This is a genomic window from Mucilaginibacter sp. UYNi724, from assembly GCF_054057495.1.
Genome location: NZ_JBSRZI010000005.1, coordinates 149946 through 171453, shown reverse-complemented (window position 1 = coordinate 171453; position 21508 = coordinate 149946). Strand labels below are relative to the sequence as shown.

Below are 21508 nucleotides of genomic sequence, written 5' to 3'. Positions count from 1 at the left end.
AAGGCCTAATATGCGGTTATTATGCTTAAAATCAAATTTTTCCAAGCAATTGTTCCAGCTTTTTATCCAGGTCATCGCCACGCAGATTTTTGGCTACAATTTTACCTTCGGGATTTATCAAAAAGTTTTGAGGGATGGATTGCACGCCGTATAAACTTGCGGCAAGGTTATTCCAAAACTTAAGGTCGGATACTTGTGTCCATGTCAGCCCATCGTTTTTGATGGCTGCCAACCAGGCCGATTTGCCATCCGCTTTGTCCAACGATACACCAAGCACGGTAAAGTTTTTGCCTTTATACTTATTATACATTTTTACCACGTTGGGGTTCTCCTGCCTGCAGGGGCCGCACCACGATGCCCAAAAATCAAGCAGTACATATTTACCACGAAATGATGACAAGCGCACGGGTAAACCCTTTGCATCGTTCTGAGAAAAATCGGGGGCCAGGGCGCCTATAGCTGTGATTTTCAATGCATCTATAGACATTTTCAGCTGCTTACCACCCTCAGACTTTTGAAGATCGGGAGATAACATATTGTACAATGGCTCTACCTCGGCAACATCCGGGTTGGGGCCGGCAACGCTTGATAGTGCCAGTAAGCTTATATAGCTTGTAGTGTGCGTAGTAATAAAATTCTTGATAACGCTCTTTTGCTCGTCCTGCAATGCTTTGTATTTAGCCTGCATCGCATTCTGGAACGCTGCAGAACGCTGTTGCTCTACGGCGGCTTTCTTACCTTCTTCGGTCACTTTTTGTGCTTTATCAATAATAACTTTTAGCTGTGCTTTAAGAGCTTTATTATCATCGTTTATAGGGGAGCCAACTACATCCGCTGTAGCGATAGAATCTTTACCGCTTACATTAATAGACCCCTTTTCCAGGAAAAAGCTTAAGCCATCAGCTGTTTTTGAGGGGCCGCCATCCGGGAAGTTTTGCTCTACATATTTAGCAAATCCCAGATTTTTATGATCGATGAATATAGACGCGGTTACCGGATCCATTATTACACCCTCAAACTTAAACTCGCCATTGACAATTGTAGCAGAATCTGTTTGGCTGTTCGCACCTAAGTAGTAAACCAAATAGGCGGTTGCAGGGCCGGTAATATTTGTGAGTTTGCTTTTAACGGTAAAAGGCTGCGCGTTTTGCGCAAAGGCCAAAGCCGGCAAAAATGCCGCTAAGGTGAAAAGAAATTTCTTCATTTAAATTATTAGTAAAGTACAATAACGTGTAAATACCTAATCAATTGCAGGTTAGTTCAATTTCTGGTAGGTGCGCCACCAAAGGTCGGGCATTTCGCCGGATACGGCTGTTTTGTAATCCTCGTAACGGCAGGGCACTAAATGAAATCGCTCGTTTTTTGAGCCACCTGTTGGGTAAGGCACCTGCATCCACCAGCGGTCGCTTTTTTTGCTTTTTACAAATACCAGTTCGTGCTCGTCATGCGTAAGGCTGGTTTTGTAAATAAGGTACTGCGATTTTGGGTTGAGTGGAAAGTCGCGCTTGCGGTTATAAACGCCATCGATAAAATACCAGATCATTTGCGATAGCAGCATGGCCGTTTGGCCGTTGGTGTCGTAAGCCGGGTTAAATTCGTAGAACCCTATCGAGGTTAGTTTATCGTTAAAACCCGCATAACGGCAAATCTGGCACGCCTCTTCGCCGTAAAAACCATTTGGTTTGGCGTTGGCATTACCGGCCGCGTCAGATGAGCGGATGGCACCCATATCAAAGCTCACCATGTTGGCATTGCGGATTATCGGCTCAGCTACCGCGATGTTTTGGGTAAGCTCGCCAAGGCGGTGTACATCAAAATAAAGCTTATCCATCACCCGTAAACTATCCTGGTTTACAAAGTAGGTTTGGTAGCCCAGGTTGCTATAATTGAACAAGTAGTTAGGCTCGTGCAGGATCACTTTATTCATGTACGATGCCGATGTGGTTTCAATAGCTTCGCTAAAGCCGTCGTCATCAAGGTCAAGCTGCGAATCTACTACCAGCATATCAACCTTTTGCTCCAGGTTTTCGTAGCCGAGGTATTGAGCGTAAGTAAGGTCCTGCCCACCGCCAATAATTAATGGAATTATATCTTTTTTTATCAGTTCTTCTACCACGGTTTTAAGGGCGTAGTAAGTATCTACCACAGTTTCGCCGCGGGCGATGTTACCTAAATCTACTATTTTAGTATTATAGCTACCCTCGTTTAGCAGGTACAGTTTTTCGCGAACATAGTCGGGGCCTAAGGCACAACCCGGATTATTTATGGCGTTACGGTCATCCAGCACACCAATAATGGCGATATCCGTTTTTTGCTCCAGATCCGGGAAATCAACCGAGTGATGGTTTATTTTATCGCCCAGCTGGCTCGTGAAATATCCATTCTTTGGCGTGATCTTTTTAAGATCTATGGGAGTAAAAAAATCGGCTAAAGACATGTTTTATTGATGAGCAGATACGAGGATGTGCAAATGTGCAGATATTTTTGGATGTGTAGATATTCAAATCTTAATATCACATCATTTTTTGTATTTTTCATCTGCACATCTGCCTATTTGCACATTTGCACATCTAATTGCACATTTGCATATGATTTTAGTTACGGGTGCAACAGGTTTTTTAGGGGCCGAATTAGCGAAGGAACTTATCCTTCGCGGAAACAGGATCCGCTGCAGTAAACGTGCTTCATCTACCATCCCAAAACTACTGGTGCCTTATGCAGATAATATAGATTGGGTTAATGCCGACCTGATGGACGCCGCCAGTTTGGAAGATGCATTGGAAGGAATTACACAGGTTTACAATTGTGCCGCCTTTGTATCACTTAAGCAAGCCGATAAAGACCCTATGATTCGCACCAATGTGAGAGGTACGGCCAATTTGGTAGACTTGTGTAATGAGAAAAGCATCCGCGTGGTGCATACCAGTTCTGTAGCGGCGGTTGGTGAGGCCAAACCCGGCGAACTGATCACAGAGAACCACCACCTGGATTCGTCGACCGAAACGGATGGTTATGCCATATCAAAACTGGAAAGCGAGATGGAAGTTTGGCGTGGCATTGCCGAAGGATTGGATGCTGTGATTGTAAACCCAACGATAATCATCGGCAAAAGCGCAGGCAAAGCCGGAAGCGGGCAGATCTTCGAGACCGTGCACAAAGGCCTAAAGTTTTACACCGGGGGCACTATAGGTTTTGTGGATGTGCAGGATGTTGCCAATTGCATGGTAGCCCTGATGGAAACCGGCCTGAGCGGTGAGCGGTACATCATCAACGCTGAAAATCGCCCATACAAACAGCTTTTTGAAGAAATAGCCAATGGCCTACAGGTACCCGCTCCAAAAACATTAGCCAAACCATGGATGATGGAACTGGCCTGGCGTGGCGCTTCTTTTTTAGGGCTATTATCTGGTAAAGCCCCTGCTTTAGATAAAACAAGTGCCCGCGCAGCATCAAACACCCGGAAGTTTGATAACAGTAAAATAAAACAAGCTATTGGTTTTGAGTTTAAACCCGTTAGTGAAACGATAAAGGAAGTTTGCCAGTCATTAGGCCGCCATTAAACCTATCATCTATCCTGCTAAAACCTTGCCTGCTTTAGCGGCACTCAGTGCCTCCAGTTTTTGATGTAAAGAGGCTGCCTGGAATGGTTTAGACAAATAATCGTTCATACCGGCTTCTTTAATTTTATCGTGGATATTGTGAGATACCGATGCGGTTAGGGCGATAATAAAGGTTTGCGCTTTGTTTTTATCTTTTAAGGCACGAATCATCTGCGTGGCCTGGTAACCATCCATTACAGGCATATGCAGGTCCATCAGTATCACATCAAATTTATTCTCCTTATGCTTTTTAACCGCTTCCATGCCGTTGTTGGCGACGGTTGCGGTTATATTCCACTTGGTTAACAGTTTCACCAGCAATAGGGAGTTTACCGCGTTATCTTCGGCAATAAGAACATTAAGGCCGTCCAGGTTACTGTTCATTACGGTATGCAACGATACAGGGTTTACATTACCTTTGTACAGATCAAACTGAACGGCAAAGGAAAACACTGAGCCTTTCTTGTGTTCGCTCTTTAGCTTGATGCTGCTGTTAAATAATTTTAATAGTCGCTTCACAATAGCAAGCCCAAGCCCCGTACCACCATAATGGCGGGTGGTATCTGCGGATGCCTGGGTAAACGGATCAAATATTAGCACTTGCCTATCTAAAGGAATACCAATACCTGTGTCAGATACCGAAAAATTCACGGTTACGTTATCTTCTGATCTTTCTTCGACAAGCGCTTTCACGCTTACCTGCCCGTGCTCGGTAAACTTAATGGCATTACCGGCAAGGTTGTATATGATCTGCGTAAGGCGGGTTGGGTCGGTTACTATCCATTGGTCTTTTAATTGCTGGTCTACATCCAACACCAACTGGAAACCTTTTTCGGCCGCTTTATGCTGCAAGCCCGAACACACTTTATGGAGCATTACCGGCAGGTTTACCGGAATAGCTTCTAATTCTATTTTATCGTTTTCACCTTTGTTATAATCAAGAATATCGTTCACCAGGGTAAGCAGGCTGGTGGCCGAAAATTCCAGGATATCAAGGTTCTCGGTTTGCTCTTTGGTGGCCGTGTCTTTTATAAGTCCGGTCATCCCAATAACGGCGTTGAGCGGCGTGCGCAACTCGTGCGACATGGTTGACAGGAACAACGACCGAGATTCGGCCAATGCCTTGGTTTCGGCAACGGTGGCCTGTAATTGTTTATTTAGCTCTTCCTTCTCGTTTACGTTATCCCTAAAAGCCTTGTAAAACAAGTAATGGATAAGCACAATGGTAATAAAATTAAGGAAAACGATCACCTCGAAACCTGGCGATGGCAGTTCCTGCGTTATCCCATCCAGATGCCATTGGGCGCGGTTACTAACTACCAGGCTGTACATTACTGGCGCTATAGCAAATACGCTGTAGACTATGGCAAACCTATTATTGATAAGGTAGTATCCCACAAAAGTCACCATAAATACAAACTGCACGGTAACCAAATTAAGGTGCTGGTTAAGAACAATAAGGTTTGACCAGATCCCGAAAACGCCCGATAATATGATGGTATGCGCTACAATGCCAATATGAGCAGGTTTATATAACAAGTATTTGGTAAGCCCAATATACAGCACAAAAACGAAGGCGATACGATATAGCCGATGGCCTTGTATGGTATCATAAACTAAGGGCATCAGTATTACAATTTTTAGCAGGGTAAGCAGCAGTGTGGTGTACACAATTTTTATCCGCGCGCGCTTCAGGTTGTCGGGTTCGCGGGATAAAACCTTTTTTATCGAGAAATTGAAAAAAGGTATAGGAGCATCCATTCAACAGCAATTAGGCAGGCATTTGCTTTATGAAGCTAAAATACCAAAACATTTGAATAAATAATGCCCTATAGTACTGTTAATTAGCAATAATTACCATTTCGCCGGCACGAATTTAGGCAAGTAAATTAATGGGCAATTTATTTAACCCTTAGTGTTTATTACGAAGTTTTAACAATACCACGTTTTCTACATGCTGGGTGTGCGGAAACATATCTACTGGCTGTATTTTTACTGTATCATACTTTTCTTTCAAGATAAGCAGATCGCGGGCCTGGGTGGCGGCGTTGCAACTTACATAGACAATTTTGTCGGCTTCTATCTCCATTAAACGGGCAACTACATCAGCGTGCATCCCTGCTCTTGGCGGGTCGGTGATGATCACATCCGGCTTGCCGTGCTCTGCTACAAAATCATGCACCAGTACATCCTTCATGTCGCCAGCGAAAAATTTGGTGTTGGTGATGTTATTTATCTGCGAGTTTACCTTTGCATCTTCTATAGCCGATGGCACATACTCTACTCCTACAACCTCCCGCACATGGCCGGCGATGAAGTTGGCAATGGTGCCTGCGCCGGTGTATAGGTCATAAACCAATTCGTCGCCGGTGAAGCCCGCAAAGTCGCGGGTTATTTCATACAGGCGCAGGGCCTGGATAGAGTTTGTTTGGTAAAACGATTTTGGGCCGACCCTAAATCGCACCACATTACCATTGGCAGCAGGCATTTCTTCGTGGATGTATTCGGGGCCTTTCCATGCTATTACTTCCTGGTCAAAAATGGTGTCGTTCATTTTTTGATTAAGGATGTATAGCAGCGATGTAATCTGAGGGAAGGCAGCATCCACATAGTTCATCAATAGGTCTACCTGCTCCTGATCCGCATGAGCGAAAACAACGATCACCATGATCTCGCCGGTTGACGAAGTTCGGATAATGAGGTTACGTAAAGCACCTGTATGCGCACGTACATCATAGTAACTGATGCCATTCTCTTTGGCAAAAGCGTTAATGCTGTTACGCAGATCGTTTGACGGCTCGGCCTGCAGGTAGCAGTGGTTTATGTTCAGGATCTTATCAAAACGGCCGGGAATGTGGAAACCAAGGGCATTCATATCAAGCGTTTCGTCCTCGCGGCTCTCGCCGTCGTATAGCCAGCGTTTGTTAGAAAAAGTATATTCAAGTTTATTGCGATAATACCTATCGGCAGGAGAAGGAACAATGGCATCCATGTGCTCTACATCAATTTTAGCGATACGGGTTAGGGCATCGTGTACAGCTTTTTGTTTGAACTTTAGCTGCGCCTCGTAAGTCATGTGCTGCCATTTGCAGCCGCCGCAAGTGCCAAAATGCTCGCAAAAAGCGGTTACGCGGTATTCTGAAGGGGTGATGAGTTTGATGATCTTGGCTTCGCCAAAGCTTTTTTTGCTGCGGTAAACTTCCACATCTGCAACGTCGCCCGGAACGGCCTTTTCAATAAATAACACAAAATCTTCAGCCTTGCCAACGCCCTTGCCTTCTTCGGCAATATCAATAACAGTTACGTTCTCAAAGAACTTAGGTTTTTTTGCAGATCTACTCATCAGGCTGCAAAGTTAATAAATTAGTGATTAGTTGATTTGTGAGTAGTGATTAGGAAAGACAATTTGGAAACTTTATAAATCCACACCTTGAAAGGGCCGGCAAAGAGACTAAATATCAGGCAAAAGAATTTACTGCCTGCCGACGACTGCCGTCAGATGAAAAGCGATATGGACAATTTCAGATAAATAGGTTGAGGATGTTGTTCCAAAGGTTATTCGGTTCAACACTCCCCAAATCTATCTCTATTTCGAACTGCTCATCAATAAGCTCCGAAAATTCAATCAGTTCCTGGCTCATAGTAATGTAGATTAAATTTTACTATGCAAACATAATAAAATTTATACCGAAAACCAAAACGGTATTTTGAAATTTATTTATTTAAGTTGTGATGCCTTCGGCCTCCGTAGAAATCTCCAACCTATAGTACAAAGAGCCGCCTGCAATACAAATGCAGTTAGAGACCATCAGGTAAAAAAACTCATTATGCAACTCAAACGCGGGAAAAAAAATGGCAAAAGTGCCAAGCGTAAGTAGTGACCCAATCCCAGCTATCACGAACCGGATTTGCTGCGTAATGGCCAAATAAATAGTAATTACTTTGATTATTAAAAAGAAAAGCAGCCAAGTGAGCAGGGAGAAAAAACCACCGAACACTAAGCACATTACATAGGTTTCTAATTGCTCATTAATAAAAGCCTCTGTAGTGAGGTAACTTTTGTGGCTTAGGCAACTTTCTACTACAAGGAACATTAACGGTGCTAAAGCGACGCTGGTTAGCCAAGTTTTAAGGCTGTAGATAAAGGGGTTTGATTGCATTTTATGTAATTAATTAGTTCCCGTATTTGAATACCATATCCTGATGACCCGCCGGGGCGGTAGTTATCACATCAATCGTCTTTTTATATTTATACTGCATCTTCTTCAAATACATTTCAAACGTTACGCCGCCTGCCATAAACAGTCTTTTGTGCCCGTACCAAACCAATAGCGACGTTGCATGGAAGAAATGCTTGTAGGCCGCCTTGCGCCAGGTTTTACCGAAATTTGAATTACGATCAAAGATGATTGCCAGCCGCTCGGTTTGAAAGGTGATATGCGGTGCTTCATCTATCAAAATATCGGTGCAAATATCTTTCAGCAACCGGCATTGGGTGGCATCTTTAAGGGCCTGGTAAAAGATTTGCGCAGTACTTTCTACAACGATAACAGCCAGCGTCCATAACTCCATGTTGGTGTTAAAATACCGCACCTGCCTAAACAGGCTGTCGCCCCAATCCTTTTTTATGCGCTTCTGCCCAATTTTATCAATGTAGCGGCCAAGGTTGTTGCCATGCTCCTGCTCCTCTTTAATAAATAGTTTAACGGCATCCACATAATCCGGGTCGCCAATGCGGTAGGCATATTTGGTAGACGCTGCAATGAGGTGCGCCCCTTCGGATGTTTCGCCCAGTTGCCATGCCTGTAACGATGGCAGGATGGCAACTATCTCGTCTTGCGTAATAGCGGGCGCGATGTTCCAGTTCACTCTTTTTTGAAGGGCATTTGCCTGGAAATACCCTATCCAATAATTACTTGTATGCATGGTTTTATGTTTAGTTTTTAAAACCGGCAGGCGAATCGCCTGCCGGTGGAATGAATGTTATTGCTTATCCCAATTGATCTTGCGGGAGAAATACATCAGGAGGGCTACGATTATAAACAGCGCCACACTGCCCATAAGCAAAGCCAACTCTTCTAACTGGATGATCACGAAAATAAAGATGTAGATGATAGAAAGTATCACCGCGAACAAGCTGGCTGCTTTTTTATTATTCAGCAAGGATGCGATGAACACTGATACCAACCCAACGGTAGACATAGATGCGATGAGGTATGCGTAGTTATAACCCACCTTTTCTGAAAAAGAGAGGAGCAAAATGTAATAGATGATCATAGCGGCACCTATCAAAATATAGTTAAAGGCGTGGATGCGCTGCTTGCGTATCAGCTCGGTTAGCAGCAACGATACAAACGTTAACAGGATGATAAGGATAGCGTATTTGCTGGTGCGGGTTATTTTTTGATATTGGTCTACCGGCAGGCGAAGCTTTACGCCAAACGATGCATCTTCCTCCTTCTTTTTACTGCCCAGCAATTCGTTATCATTTACCCATTGTTGCGGGTATGGCCTGTTGTAATAAAGCATGCGCCATTGGGCTTTAAAGCCGCTGCTATCAATTTCGCGTTTATCGGGCAGGCTTCGGCCATCAAAACTTGGGGTGCTCCATTTACCACTAACTTCCACATCGGTAGTTTTGCCAAGGTGTAGAAAGTGTAGTTCCTGGCTGCCTTTTAAGTCGAGCGTGTAATCGAAACTAAATGCACCATTAACAGTTGCTGCCAAGTTAATATTGGCTTTTAATCCGTTGCTAAATAGGTCGCGGCTGTTAAAGGAGGGTTCGGCAGCAACCTGCATGCCGGCAGCGCTTACTACCGGGTTGTTTTTTAAACCTTTTAAATCGCTGATACTAAACTCAAGGCGGGCTTTTTCCAGCATCAATTGCGCGGGCGCCAGGCTAAGCCCTGCCAGGTCGGCCCTGGCAAAGTTACCCGTTAAGTGAATGTTTGAGTTATAAACCACCGTCTCAAACATCCCGCGGTGCAACCGCTCGGGCTTTACGTTGGCCTTTATCTTTAAGTTTTCAGGCAGTACGTAAAGGTTCTCAATAACTTCTTTATCGATCTCTTTACCGCCCTCGGTAAACTTTACGGTTTTGCGGTACGGCACAACCAACACCGGGCCTTTCACCGTTTGGCTGCCCGACCAGTTATCGGCAACATCCCTTATCATCTCCTCTTGCCGTCCGGCGCGTTCGCGTATCAAGTCGTCTATCAACGATGAGGGGATCAGCAGCACCAATACCAGGATGCCAATAAAAACTAATTTAACGGTGATCGATTCCTTGAACCAATCCATAATGCCGCGTAGCGGGTTTTGTTGTTCTTGTATCATTTGATAATTTAAAAGTACTTTGAATTACAAAGTAATTAGATAAAAAAATATAGTTATAACGTTTTCTGATTTTTTATGATCTGTTCCAAGGCATCCAGGTGTTGCTTAAACGCCTGCTTGCCTTTTGTGCTGGCCTCATAATTGGTATTTGGCTTGCGGCCCAAAAATGATTTGTGTACGGTGATGTACTCTTCTTTTTCTAAAGCCTTAAGGTGCGATGCCAGGTTTCCGTCTGATGCATCAAGCAGTTCCTTAAGCGAATTAAAATCGTAGCGCTCGTTAACCACCAGCACACTCATTATTTGCAAACGAAGCCTGTTTTCAAAGGCCTTGTCGAGTTTTTCGAATGGAATCTTCACCGGTCGTATTTTAAGTACATTATGTTGCCGTAAACAATGTGCAACACGCCAAAGCCTATAGCCCAAAACAGTAAACCATAGCCCGGCAGTAAAGCGGCCAGCAAACCTAATATAATTTCTATGATCCCTAAATACTGTACATCCTTATAAGTAATATTACTGGCATTTACCAAAGCCAATCCGTAAAATATTAACGTGGCCGATGCGATAATACCAAAGTAGCCTCTTGAGATCAATATGAGTGATAGTGCACCGCCGGTTACTAAAGGTACAGCCAGGTTAAATAACAATTGCCTGCTGGTACGCCCCCATGGGTTTTGCCCCTTTTGTTTGGCTTTGCGCAGGGTTAAGTAAACACCTGTAATAAGCGAAGCCAACAAAACTGCCAGCGCAACCAAGACTAACGTATAAAGATTACCCGGCGAGCGTTTTACATCATCCATCACATATTCGCGATAGCTAAAAAAGCCGCCGCTGCCATAAATAATGCTGTAGCCTATGGCGGCCCCTATCAAAGCATAAACCCCTGCCAGCACACCGCTAAGGCCGCTAAGGGAGATAAATTTTGAGGAGCGCTCCATCATATTGCGGATGGATGTAAGCTCGTCCTGGATTTGGTTTTCTTTCACTTAAAAGTACTTTGTTATTCAAAGTAAGTTATTAATATTGATAGTTGCAAATAAAATATCGCATAATTCAATATCTTTATAAATGACCATTCAGGAACAAACATACAATTGGCTCATAATAGGGCTTCAGCAATCTCCTATCAGGTTTTCCGAAGTTTATTATTTCGATAGGCGTGATAAGCAGTTCTTTTCTATATTAATGATTGACTATTTTTTATTTGAAGCCGACGGTGAGTTATCCAAAGATGCAACATCTACTTATTCTGTAGATACTTTAAAACAACTTAAAGACAGGATAGCACGAATTAATATTGATGCCGATGTAATTGCTTTACCCAGACTTGGCGATACAGAAGATAATTACCTACAGCAGGCCGACAGCTTTTTAAATTTAAATGCAATTAATATTGATGAAGCAACCATATGGGAAGTAGAGGAAAGCGGATCAATAACTATTGAGGTTGATTAGGTCTCTACACTAATATCGCCGCCTTCACCAAATAAGGCAGGATCTCTTTCTGAAAAGAAACAAAATTCTTGCGCACGTCGCTGTCGCTTACTGATGTAAACGCGAAGCTGAACACGATGCTTTTGCTACATTTGATGAGGAAACGTACCCGTTGATGATAACCCTCGTGCTTGCGGATGCCGGGTAGTTGGGTGAATGATTGAACGAGCAGTTCTTCCAACTCGTTTGAAAGGTTCTTTAAAAAATCTTGCGAGTTGGTGCTTTCGCGGATAAAATCCCAGCCTATAAATTCGTTACAAACGGTGTATGAGAGGCGGCATGTTTTCATGATCAGGCTGCTCAGGTGGGCTTCCTCATCCATATCGGGTGTATTTGTGTTAATCAGTTCATCAACACTTGCTTTAATATAGTCCATTAGCAGCACGTGCAAAACGGCTTCCTTACTATCAAAATACTTGTAGATGGTTGCCTTTGCAATTTTAGCCCGCTTGGCAATTTCGTTCACACTGGTTTTGTGGTAACCGAATTTGCGGAACAGATCTTGCGCTGCCCGCTTAATACTATCTTTAATTTTATCGGCTTCCATTAATCAATTATACACATTTATTTGGCCAGGTGTAGCACTAACAGCATAAGCTTTCAACGACCTTGTGGCAGGGGCTTTGACCGGACTTCCATCAGATAGTAGGAATTTAGAGCCACTACAGGGATCTACAACAGTAAAGATATTATCATCGGCTACTACAGCACATAATTTTTCTGGCTGATAGCTACTACATCTATCGTAAGCTACATACCCTGCTGCACCGCGATAAATAATAATACCCGCAACACCAACCCCAGAAATAAAAACGGCTCCTCCCTGAGCGTTAAGTGCTATAATGCGAGGATCAGTAACAGGTATGCTAAACGCTATTTTGACGTTGGGCACAACATTTCCGGTTTTGCCGCATCCTAAAAACAGCAGGCAAATGATAAGCAGTGCCGGTATATTCCTCATCTATATAATATCTGTTGTAAACTGTTTCAGGAAACGCACGTCGTTCTCAGAGAATAAACGCAGATCGCGGATCACATATTTTAAGTTAGTGATACGTTCGATCCCCATCCCAAAGGCAAAGCCGGTATATTTTTTACTGTCGATACCGCAATTTTCCAAAACGTTAGGGTCAACCATACCGCAGCCCAAGATCTCTACCCAACCGCTGTACTTACACATGTTACAGCCCGCGCCTTTACAAATAGTACATGATATATCCATTTCTGCGGATGGCTCGGTGAACGGAAAATACGATGGGCGGAAACGCACCTTGGTACCCTCGCCGTAAAGCTCCTGCACAAAGTGGTAAAGCGTTTGCTTGAGGTCGCTAAATGATACGTTCTCATCTACATATAAACCTTCTACCTGGTGAAAAAAACAATGGGCACGGGCCGATATGGCTTCATTACGATAAACTCGACCCGGCATAATCGCACGGAACGGTGGTTTGCCATTCTCCATCATCCGCACTTGAACCGATGAGGTATGTGTACGCAAAGCGATATCATCACTACCGTCACCCTTGCGGATAAAAAAGGTATCCTGCATATCGCGCGCGGGGTGTTCCTGCGGGAAGTTCAGGGCCGAGAAGTTATGCCAGTCGTCTTCTATCTCCGGGCCTTCGGCCACTACGAAACCAAGGCGTTTAAATATATCGATGATCTCATTACGTACTAATGAAAGCGGGTGGCGCGAGCCTACCTCAAAACCATCGCCCGGCAAAGTTAAGTCAATTTCAGATTTCGGCTTTTCAATGTCGGTTATAAAGCTTTCCTGTATCTCTTGATACCTGCCTTCGGCAAATTGCTTAAACTGGTTAAGCACTTTACCAAAAGTGCGTTTCTCTTCGGGGCCAACGGTTTTAAACTCTTCAAAAAGGTCTTTTATAAGCCCCTTAGTGCCCAAAAACTTAATACGGAAAGCTTCCAGTTCATCAGCCTTGGCGGCTGTAAAAGCTTTTATCTCGGCTGTATATTGATCTATTTTAGATTGCATTATAACCTCTTATTCAAAAAATTCAACTACAAATATAACAGGTATTATTTAATCACCCCTAAAGCCTTACCTACCTTAGTAAATGCAGCTATAGCTTTGTCTAAATGTGCTACATCATGCGCGGCGGAGATCTGCACACGGATGCGTGCTTTACCCTGCGGCACAACCGGGTAATAAAAGCCAATAACATAAATGCCTTCTTCCAGCATTTTAGCAGCAAATTCTTGCGCAAGTTTTGCTTCGTACAGCATAACCGGTACAATTGGGTGCACGCCTGGCTTAATATCAAAGCCCGCCGCAGTCATCTTCTCGCGGAAGTATTGGGTATTGCTTTCCAGTTTATCGCGCAGATCGGTAGTTTCGCTTAGCATATCCAATACCGCGATAGACGCCCCCGTAATAGCCGGTGCCAAAGTGTTACTGAACAGGTATGGGCGCGAACGCTGGCGTAGCATATCAATAATTTCTTTACGGCCAGATGTAAACCCGCCCGATGCACCACCTAAAGCTTTACCCAACGTACCGGTAATGATATCTATCTTACCCATTACATTGTGATGCTCATGTGTACCACGGCCGGTTTTGCCCATAAAGCCGCTGCAATGGCTCTCATCAATCATTACCAAAGCATTGTATTGTTCTGCAAGGGCGCAAATCTTATCAAGCTGCGCAATGGTGCCATCCATACTGAAAGCGCCGTCGGTAACGATGATGCGATGGCGAAGAGACTGCGTTGCTTTCAGTTGCTCTTCCAGATCGGCCATATCGTCGTGCTTGTAACGTTTGCGCTGCGCTTTACAAAGGCGCACGCCATCTATAATAGATGCGTGGTTCAACTCATCGGAAATAATAGCATCCTGATCGTTAAATAACGGCTCAAAAACACCACCATTCGCATCAAAAGCGGCCGCGTAAAGGATGGTATCTTCAGTCCCTAAAAATTCAGATATTTTTTGTTCAAGTGTTTTATGTATATCCTGCGTACCGCAAATAAAACGTACCGATGATAAGCCGTAACCATGGGTATCCATAGCAGCCTTAGCAGCTTCAATCACTTTACCATTGCCGGATAAGCCCAGGTAATTGTTGGCGCAAAAGTTGATTACTTCCTGCCCGCCTTGCACAGTAATTTCTGCACCCTGCGGCGACGTAATGATTCGTTCGCGTTTAAATAGGCCGGCATTTTCAATATCGGCAAGTTCATGCTGTAAAACCGGTTGCAATGTATTATACATATTATAAAGAGTTAAAGCCCCAAAATTAAACATTAACAAACAATTGCAGGGATTATGTAAACATTTAATGTAAATTACGTGTACTCACAAACATTTTAAGCACAAATAGTATTAACCGTAAAAACACTATATGAGACGATGCCTGCCCCTTATAATATTTATACTGACGGCCTTTACCGCATCGGCACAACAATCTACTTTATCTGGCCGTGTGACCGGTCAAAAAAACGAGATGGTGCCCTTTGCATCGGTATATATCCGCAACACTACTTATGGCACAACCGCTAACGAGGAAGGCGTTTATCAATTAAAACTAAGCCCCGGCACTTACAATGTTATTTATCGCTCTACAGGTTATGCAGAACAGGTAGAAAAAATAACCATTGGCGACCAGCCCGAGGCACATGATATACAGCTAACCAACGAGACTTTTAAATTAAGCCAGGTATCTGACAAGTGGAAACAAAACCTGGACCCCGGCGATACCATTATGAGCCGGGTAATAGCTAAGCGCAAGCAACATTTAGAAGAAGTACAAAGCTACTCGTGCGCGGTATATGTAAAGGGAGTTCAAAAACTTTTAAGTTCGCCGAGGGCCCTAACCAGTAAGGCTGTTATCCAGGCATTAGACCTCGACTCTAACGGCCGCGGCATACTTTATCAAACCGAGATCCTATCAAACCTTAACGTTGCAATGCCTGATAAGATCCACGAGGTTACCATTGCGTCAAAAAAATCGGGTATTAATACGGCATTCGATTATAGTAAAGCATCAGATCTGCAGGTTAATTTTTATAACGATGTATTCAAAATAAATGGCTTGAGCACACGTGCCTATCTTTCACCCATTGGCACAGATGCAGCTAAGTATTACGATTATAGGTTGGTTGGCAGCACCATACAAAACGGACTGACAGTTGATAAAATTGAGGTGATCCCCAAACGCGAGAACGGCCAGTACTTTCAGGGCAATATGTACATTGTAGAAGGCGATTGGCGCATTTACAGTGTCGACCTGATGCTTACGAATAAGAGGGCAAGTTTAAACCTGGTAGACACTTTAAAAATAAGCCAGCAGTATATCCCCATAACAGATAGCGTATGGATGCCGGTAGCCGTGCAGGTGAACTTTAAAGGATCTGTTTTAGGTTTTAAGTTTGGCGGATACTACCAGGGCATCTACAACAACTATAAAATAAACCCAACCTTCCCTAAAGGGTATTTTAATGGCGAGGTTTTACGTATTGACACCGCGGCAAATCTAAAAACCCCCGCTTATTGGAATGCTACACGCCCATTACCTTTAACCAGGCAAGAGACACGCGATTACGAGAAAAAGGATGCCATAGCCGCTTACCAAAAAACAGATGCTTATTTAGATAGTATCCAACATACTAAAAACAACATCAACTACTTTACCTACACCATATTTGGCTACCGGGCAAGCAACCGCAGCGAGCGCGATTCGCTTTATATTTTCCCTTTCCTGCAAACGTTTTATTATAATACGGTTGAAGGCTTTGGTATAAATGCCAAGGTGCGTTACTCGCATAAAATTGACGACCTGCATTCGTACAGCATCACCCCGGCTGTGCGTTATGGTTTTGGCAACAAACTTTTTAGCGCTAACGTGCATGCCGAATATCTAAACGACCCGTTCCATAACCAAAAATTTTATGTAGATTTTGGTAGCGACGTGCTCGATCTAAATAACGTGGGTACACGCTCACTTTATTTTAATACTTTAAGTACGATACTTTACGAGAATAATTACGTAAAATATTACCGCTCGCAATACGGGGGCTTCGGTTTTCAGCGCGAGTTAAGGAACGGCATACTATGGTCGGCTGCATTTCAATACGCCAGCCGTACCCAAATGTATAACAATGCATTTGGCCACCTGGTAGACGTAAAAGACAAGGAATTTACCTCAAACAACCCGTTGGCCCCGGCGGGCGCCCCGGTGGATGACCGCTCGTTCCTGTTCCCGCAAAACCAGGCCTTAACTTTTGCCACATCGGTAGCCTTTACGTTCGATCAGCAATACATCACCAGGCCTACGGGCAAATTTAATATCCCGTCAAAGTATCCAACCCTTACGGTTAATTACCGCAAGGGTATAAAAAGCGCGTTTGGGTCTGATGTTGATTACGATTTTGCATCGGTTGATATCTCGCAATCCAACGTCCGTATAGGTTTGTCGGGTTTCTCGTCTTTCAAGTTAACAGCTGGCGATTTCTTCCGGAATAACAACCTGTACTATATGGATTATTACCATTACTTAGGTAACCAGGGTACCACGTTCGACCCTACCTACATCGGTAGCTTCCACTTCCTGCCATTTTATACTTACAGTACAAACGGCGCGTTCTTCGAAGCACATTACCAGCACAATTTTGCAGGATCATTGCTGAACAAGATCCCGTTGATCAGGAAGCTCAAACTGGAGGAAGTAATAGGCGCAAACTATTTAACAACTAAAGGCAACCCTAATTACAAGGAGTTTTACGTAGGTGTACAACGCCTCATCTTCCGTGTAGATTACGGTATCTCTTACGCCGGCGATAAAAAATACATCCAAGGCTTTAGGATATTTTACGGTTTGAGGTAGAGAGTTGAAGTGCAAAGTCGAAAGTGCAAAGTACCAATAGCTCACTTTCGACTTTAAACTTTCAACTTTTTACTATCTTTGCGCTTCATTTAACACCGTTTGCAGCGGTATCAATGTAGTCATGATAAAATATAACACACTACTATACTATTGTTATTCAACAATAGCCGATGGTGAGCAATTTGCAGCCGATCATTTAAAATTTTGCAAATCCCTTGGGTTAACCGGGCGCATTATTGTGGCCGATGAGGGCCTTAACGGTACCGTTTCCGGCACTGCCGAAGCGTGCAAAACTTATATAGATACCCTGCATGCAGACGAGCGTTTTGCAGGTATCGATTTCAAAGTGGATGAGGTGGATGAGCCATCATTCGTAAAAATGCACTGCCGTTATAAATCAGAGATTGTACACTCTGGCCTTCGCGACCCGGGTATGATAAATCCGCAACAGCAAACCGGTAAACATTTAGAACCAAAAGAATTTTTGGCCATGAAGGACCGTGATGATGTGGTGATATTGGATGTACGCTCAAACTATGAGCACTCCCTTGGCAAATTCAAGAACGCCGTCACGCTGGATATTGAGAACTTCCGCGATTTTCCGGCAATGATAAATGAGCTTGCCAAATACAAGGATAAAAAAATACTTACCTATTGCACCGGCGGTATCAAATGCGAAAAAGCATCTGCCCTGTTACTGCACGAGGGCTTTAGCGACGTGTACCAACTACATGGCGGTATTATAAAATATGGTAAAGAAACCGGCGGCGAAGACTTTGAGGGCAAATGCTACGTTTTTGACAACCGCCTTTCGGTTGATGTAAACAGCGTAAACCCGGTTGTTATTTCAACCTGCCGTAACTGTGGTAAAACCACGCCGAAGATGATCAATTGCGCCAACCCCGAGTGTAACGAACACTTCACACAGTGTGATGAGTGCGGCACCGCAATGGATGGCTGCTGCAGCGATGATTGTAAAGAACACCCACGCAAACGTATTTACGATGGCACAGGTTACTATGTAAAAGTACCCCAGCCGGTAAATACTGCTAAAAAGGGAATCGTTCAATTAGCAGATTAGGCTTACAAGCGTCACGGTTATTCAAAGTCAATTTGTATTTTTGACGACATACCAACACGTGCGGCTATACCTATGCGTAAACAATTCCTGTTTGCTTTACTGACACTCATTAATACACTGGCTAATGCAGCCGATGTAAAAAGCATTGGTGTGCCTTATGTACAAAACTATACCAAGGCGCAGTATCAGTCGGGTAATCAAAACTGGTCGGTAACGCGGGATGAGCACGGCATCATGTATTTTGGTAACGACGAGGGCCTGCTCTCTTTCGATGGCAAGTACTGGCAGCTTAACCGGATGCCAAATGGCCTCATCGTACGCTCGGTAGCTGCTGATGGCAAAGGCAAAATTTACTCTGGCGGCTTTGGCGAATTCGGTTACTGGGAAAACAATAAAAAAGGCTTCCTCAAATACAATTCCCTTACCCATCTTGTTCCAAAGAAACACCAGCCTGTAACAGAAGAAACCTGGAAGATCTATGTCGATAATAATAGGGTTATCTTTCAATCGTTTGGCTCCATCTACATTTACAGTAATGGCAAAATAAATGTCATAAAAGCCCCTAAACCATTCCTGTTCCTTTTTAAAACAGGCAACCGATATTTTGTGGAACAGGTTGATGCAGGCCTGTTCGAACTAAAAAATAATAAACTCATTTATGTAAACGGCAGTAATGTTTTAGGCGGCCGTGTACTGTCAATACTGCCATTTTCCCCAAATAAATACCTTATTGGCACTGCTAAAAATGGTTTGTTTATATACGATGGTACTACCATAAAGCGATGGCAAAACCAGGCAAATGACTTTCTTAAAAATTACCAGCTCAACAATGGCGCTACCATACCCGGTAAATACTTTGCTTACGGCACTATTTTAAACGGTATTGTTATTATCGATACCGCGGGCAATGTGGTACAACACATCAACAAATCCAGCGGGTTGCAAAATAACACGGTTTTAAGTTTATATACCGATGCCGAACAAAACTTATGGGCTGGGCTGGACAATGGTATCGACCGTATAGAAGTAAATTCCCCGCTATATTTCTACTTTGATAAAACCGGGCGCTTCGGCACGGTATATTCCAGCATCATTTTTAACAATAAGATCTATCTGGGTACCAACCAGGGCCTGTACTATAGTGACTGGATAAATCCCGGCAACAAGCGCTTATTCCGGTCGTTTGATTTTCAGCTCATCCCGGGGTCGCAGGGTCAGGTTTGGGAACTATCATTACAGGATGGCAAGCTGCTTTGCGGCCATAACGACGGCACGTTCCAGGTAAATGGCAATTCACTCACCAAAATAAACCCCTTAAGCGGCGGGTGGACCATCAAAAAAATCAATGCCGATCAACTTATACAGGGCACGTATAATGGTTTGGTTATTTATCGCAAAGACGCTGCGGGGAACTGGGCCTTCGACCATAAAATAGAGGGTTTTAGCGAACCGTCACGTTATGTGGAGCAGGATAGTAAAGGGCAGATCTGGGTAAGCCATGCCTACAAGGGCATCTATAAAATAACGCTGACTGCAGACAATAAAAAGGTAGGTTCACGAAAATATTACGACAAAAGCTCGGGATTACCTGATAGCTATAATGTAGGCGTTTTTAACCTTGATAACCGGATTATTTTTTCATCTGATTCGGGATTTTATGTTTACGATGATATCACCGATAGATTTTATAAATATCAGCAGCTAAATAAAAAGCTAAACACTTTTCAATCATCAAACAAAGTAATAGCAGCCATCGGCAAAAAATATTGGTTCATCAACCATGGGCGCGTGGCACTGGCAGACCTATCCGTGCCCGGCAAGCTTACTATCGACTCTAACCGCTTTAGTAGCCTTAACGGCCAAATGGTGCAGAATTACGAGAACATCAGCATGATCAATAACCAGATCTACCTGATAAGTGTCGACGATGGCTTTGTAATATTAAATGATGAAGATGCATCGCGCCAGCCAAGCCTGAAGTTGCCATCGGTACTGATACGCCAGGTAGACAATATCACCGACAAAACATCGGTAATAACGGATATGAACAGCGATGACAACGAGATAGCAATCCCCTTCAATCAAAACAATATCCGAATTGCATATTCGCTACCTTACTATAAGCAGTCGAAAATAAAATACCAATACTACCTGGAGGGCTATTCGCACCAGTGGAGCGATTGGAGCGCGCAAAGCCAAAAAGAATTTACCAACCTTAACCAGGGCACTTACCATTTTAAAGTACGTGCTAAAATTAACGACCAAAACATATCGGGTATAACCACATTTACCTTCGAGGTTTTGCCACCATGGTATGCGGGTAAGGCTGCCATCGTATTTTATTTGATTATGGCGGCGTTGATATACTACGCTATCCGCAAATACTACCTGCTGAAACTACAGCGCCACCAGCACGAGATTCAGGATAACCTGCAACGCGAAAAAGAAGAATTTTTACAGCGCGAAGCAATTGCTAATGAGCAGCATATCGTAACTATTAAAAACGAGCAATTGCAGTCTGATCTTGCAAGCAAGAGCCGTGAACTGGCAAACTCGGCCATGAATATTGTCTACAAGAACGAATTGCTTCAAAAAATAAGTGACGAGATAGACCATTTTAAAGATAGCAGCGGCAAAAAGTTGTCAGAAGATCAGCTCAAAAAGATCCACAAGGTTATTGAGCAAGGAATGAGCGATGACCGCGACTGGAATGTTTTTGAAAATAGCTTTAACGAGGCGCACGAAAACTTTTTCAAAAAACTTAAATACGGCCACCCCGACCTGGTACCCAACGATTTAAAGCTTTGCGCCTACCTGCGCATGAACATGAGCAGTAAAGAAATGGCATCGTTATTGAACATTTCTTTACGAGGCGTAGAAATAAGGCGCTACAGGCTACGTAAAAAGCTTAATCTCGACCATGACAAGAACTTGGTAGAATTTCTCATCGAGTTATAACACTACATCATTACCTCTCATACCCCTACTTTGCTACTACTATGCTTGCATAATACTTGTAGTATGCAAGCCAAGCAAAATATATCACTAAATTGGTGTATATCAACAATTTATATTTCTTTCTTAAAATATTTGTGAAAGTATTTTAAGGTTGATGTATTAATGTAGAGTTGCATTATTTGTTTAAAATAGAATA

General features: G+C 43.4%; 18 protein-coding genes. 5 read left to right on the top strand and 13 right to left on the bottom strand.

Annotated elements, in window-relative coordinates:
* Nucleotides 1-31 precede the first annotated feature (31 nt).
* Both ACVW0P_RS09715 and ACVW0P_RS09710 read right to left on the bottom strand, forming a co-directional pair.
* The gene (locus ACVW0P_RS09715; RefSeq protein ID WP_457131907.1) at nucleotides 32-1204 is read right to left on the bottom strand and encodes a redoxin domain-containing protein; all 1173 of its coding nucleotides are present in this window, start codon (nucleotides 1202-1204) and stop codon (nucleotides 32-34) included.
* Between the two features lie 51 nt (nucleotides 1205-1255).
* Entirely contained in the window at nucleotides 1256-2437 is a 1182-nt protein-coding gene (locus ACVW0P_RS09710; protein WP_457131906.1) for a formimidoylglutamase, read from the bottom strand.
* A 151-nt stretch (nucleotides 2438-2588) separates the two neighbouring features.
* On the opposite strand from ACVW0P_RS09710, the gene ACVW0P_RS09705 reads away from it, so the two are divergent.
* Nucleotides 2589-3560, top strand: coding sequence for an NAD-dependent epimerase/dehydratase family protein (locus tag ACVW0P_RS09705; RefSeq protein WP_457131905.1), 972 nt, complete (start codon nucleotides 2589-2591; stop codon nucleotides 3558-3560).
* Nucleotides 3561-3569: 9 nt separating this feature from the next.
* On the opposite strand, the gene ACVW0P_RS09700 is transcribed toward ACVW0P_RS09705, so the two are convergent.
* The 7 genes from ACVW0P_RS09700 to ACVW0P_RS09670 all read right to left on the bottom strand — a co-directional run bounded on the left by ACVW0P_RS09700 (nucleotide 3570) and on the right by ACVW0P_RS09670 (nucleotide 10923).
* Nucleotides 3570-5360, bottom strand: coding sequence for an ATP-binding protein (locus ACVW0P_RS09700; protein WP_457131904.1), 1791 nt, complete (start codon nucleotides 5358-5360; stop codon nucleotides 3570-3572).
* Nucleotides 5361-5511: 151 nt separating this feature from the next.
* Entirely contained in the window at nucleotides 5512-6942 is a 1431-nt protein-coding gene (gene rlmD, locus ACVW0P_RS09695; protein WP_457131903.1) for a 23S rRNA (uracil(1939)-C(5))-methyltransferase RlmD, read from the bottom strand.
* 379 nt (nucleotides 6943-7321) lie between these two features.
* Nucleotides 7322-7759 (bottom strand): hypothetical protein, encoded by a 438-nt coding sequence (locus tag ACVW0P_RS09690; protein ID WP_457131902.1) that lies wholly within the window; start codon nucleotides 7757-7759, stop codon nucleotides 7322-7324.
* A 13-nt stretch (nucleotides 7760-7772) separates the two neighbouring features.
* Complete coding sequence (locus tag ACVW0P_RS09685) at nucleotides 7773-8525, bottom strand: ferritin-like domain-containing protein (RefSeq protein WP_457131901.1); 753 nt, start codon at nucleotides 8523-8525, stop codon at nucleotides 7773-7775.
* Nucleotides 8526-8582: 57 nt separating this feature from the next.
* Nucleotides 8583-9935 (bottom strand): cell envelope integrity protein CreD, encoded by a 1353-nt coding sequence (gene creD, locus ACVW0P_RS09680; RefSeq protein ID WP_457131900.1) that lies wholly within the window; start codon nucleotides 9933-9935, stop codon nucleotides 8583-8585.
* A 53-nt stretch (nucleotides 9936-9988) separates the two neighbouring features.
* On the bottom strand, nucleotides 9989-10294 hold the full coding sequence (locus ACVW0P_RS09675; protein ID WP_354426643.1) for a winged helix-turn-helix domain-containing protein: 306 nt from the start codon (nucleotides 10292-10294) through the stop codon (nucleotides 9989-9991).
* Nucleotides 10291-10923, bottom strand: a complete 633-nt coding sequence (locus tag ACVW0P_RS09670; protein WP_457131899.1) for a hypothetical protein — start codon at nucleotides 10921-10923, stop codon at nucleotides 10291-10293. Before ACVW0P_RS09670 ends, ACVW0P_RS09675 begins: the two co-directional genes overlap by 4 nt.
* A gap of 82 nt (nucleotides 10924-11005) precedes the next feature.
* Here ACVW0P_RS09670 and ACVW0P_RS09665 point away from each other — a divergent pair, with 82 nt between their 5' ends.
* A complete protein-coding gene (locus ACVW0P_RS09665) occupies nucleotides 11006-11392 on the top strand; it encodes a hypothetical protein (protein ID WP_457131898.1) in 387 nt (128 codons plus the stop codon).
* Nucleotides 11393-11396: 4 nt separating this feature from the next.
* Here the strand turns inward: ACVW0P_RS09665 and ACVW0P_RS09660 are convergent, their stop codons facing one another.
* The 4 genes from ACVW0P_RS09660 to kbl are packed head-to-tail and all read right to left on the bottom strand — an operon-like array spanning nucleotide 11397 to nucleotide 14662.
* Nucleotides 11397-11978 (bottom strand): TetR/AcrR family transcriptional regulator, encoded by a 582-nt coding sequence (locus ACVW0P_RS09660; RefSeq protein ID WP_354426645.1) that lies wholly within the window; start codon nucleotides 11976-11978, stop codon nucleotides 11397-11399.
* Nucleotides 11979-11981: 3 nt separating this feature from the next.
* Complete coding sequence (locus ACVW0P_RS09655) at nucleotides 11982-12392, bottom strand: Rieske (2Fe-2S) protein (RefSeq protein WP_457131897.1); 411 nt, start codon at nucleotides 12390-12392, stop codon at nucleotides 11982-11984.
* Complete coding sequence (pheS, locus tag ACVW0P_RS09650) at nucleotides 12393-13427, bottom strand: phenylalanine--tRNA ligase subunit alpha (RefSeq protein WP_457131896.1); 1035 nt, start codon at nucleotides 13425-13427, stop codon at nucleotides 12393-12395.
* Between the two features lie 44 nt (nucleotides 13428-13471).
* Nucleotides 13472-14662 carry a glycine C-acetyltransferase gene (gene kbl, locus ACVW0P_RS09645; RefSeq protein ID WP_457131895.1) on the bottom strand — a complete coding sequence of 397 codons (1191 nt, stop codon included), beginning with the start codon at nucleotides 14660-14662 and terminating at the stop codon, nucleotides 13472-13474.
* 130 nt (nucleotides 14663-14792) lie between these two features.
* On the opposite strand from kbl, the gene ACVW0P_RS09640 reads away from it, so the two are divergent.
* From ACVW0P_RS09640 to ACVW0P_RS09630, 3 genes are all read left to right on the top strand, one after another.
* Nucleotides 14793-17273 (top strand): DUF5686 family protein, encoded by a 2481-nt coding sequence (locus ACVW0P_RS09640; protein WP_457131894.1) that lies wholly within the window; start codon nucleotides 14793-14795, stop codon nucleotides 17271-17273.
* Nucleotides 17274-17394: 121 nt separating this feature from the next.
* Nucleotides 17395-18354, top strand: a complete 960-nt coding sequence (gene trhO / locus ACVW0P_RS09635) for an oxygen-dependent tRNA uridine(34) hydroxylase TrhO (protein WP_457131893.1) — start codon at nucleotides 17395-17397, stop codon at nucleotides 18352-18354.
* A gap of 72 nt (nucleotides 18355-18426) precedes the next feature.
* Complete coding sequence (locus ACVW0P_RS09630) at nucleotides 18427-21312, top strand: ligand-binding sensor domain-containing protein (RefSeq protein WP_457131892.1); 2886 nt, start codon at nucleotides 18427-18429, stop codon at nucleotides 21310-21312.
* The last annotated feature ends 196 nt before the right edge of the window (nucleotides 21313-21508 follow it).

Bases quoted from the DNA above. Each gene is read 5' to 3' on its own strand.
- ACVW0P_RS09690 (WP_457131902.1), bottom strand. From the start codon at position 7,759: ATGCAATCAAACCCCTTTATCTACAGCCTTAAAACTTGGCTAACCAGC.
- ACVW0P_RS09705 (WP_457131905.1), top strand. From the start codon at position 2,589: ATGATTTTAGTTACGGGTGCAACAGGTTTTTTAGGGGCCGAATTAGCG.
- kbl (WP_457131895.1), bottom strand. From the start codon at position 14,662: ATGTATAATACATTGCAACCGGTTTTACAGCATGAACTTGCCGATATT.
- ACVW0P_RS09700 (WP_457131904.1), bottom strand. From the start codon at position 5,360: ATGGATGCTCCTATACCTTTTTTCAATTTCTCGATAAAAAAGGTTTTA.
- ACVW0P_RS09630 (WP_457131892.1), top strand. From the start codon at position 18,427: ATGCGTAAACAATTCCTGTTTGCTTTACTGACACTCATTAATACACTG.
- ACVW0P_RS09665 (WP_457131898.1), top strand. From the start codon at position 11,006: ATGACCATTCAGGAACAAACATACAATTGGCTCATAATAGGGCTTCAG.
- pheS (WP_457131896.1), bottom strand. From the start codon at position 13,427: ATGCAATCTAAAATAGATCAATATACAGCCGAGATAAAAGCTTTTACA.
- ACVW0P_RS09655 (WP_457131897.1), bottom strand. From the start codon at position 12,392: ATGAGGAATATACCGGCACTGCTTATCATTTGCCTGCTGTTTTTAGGA.
- ACVW0P_RS09715 (WP_457131907.1), bottom strand. From the start codon at position 1,204: ATGAAGAAATTTCTTTTCACCTTAGCGGCATTTTTGCCGGCTTTGGCC.
- ACVW0P_RS09660 (WP_354426645.1), bottom strand. From the start codon at position 11,978: ATGGAAGCCGATAAAATTAAAGATAGTATTAAGCGGGCAGCGCAAGAT.
- trhO (WP_457131893.1), top strand. From the start codon at position 17,395: ATGATAAAATATAACACACTACTATACTATTGTTATTCAACAATAGCC.
- ACVW0P_RS09640 (WP_457131894.1), top strand. From the start codon at position 14,793: ATGAGACGATGCCTGCCCCTTATAATATTTATACTGACGGCCTTTACC.
- ACVW0P_RS09710 (WP_457131906.1), bottom strand. From the start codon at position 2,437: ATGTCTTTAGCCGATTTTTTTACTCCCATAGATCTTAAAAAGATCACG.
- rlmD (WP_457131903.1), bottom strand. From the start codon at position 6,942: ATGAGTAGATCTGCAAAAAAACCTAAGTTCTTTGAGAACGTAACTGTT.
- ACVW0P_RS09685 (WP_457131901.1), bottom strand. From the start codon at position 8,525: ATGCATACAAGTAATTATTGGATAGGGTATTTCCAGGCAAATGCCCTT.
- creD (WP_457131900.1), bottom strand. From the start codon at position 9,935: ATGATACAAGAACAACAAAACCCGCTACGCGGCATTATGGATTGGTTC.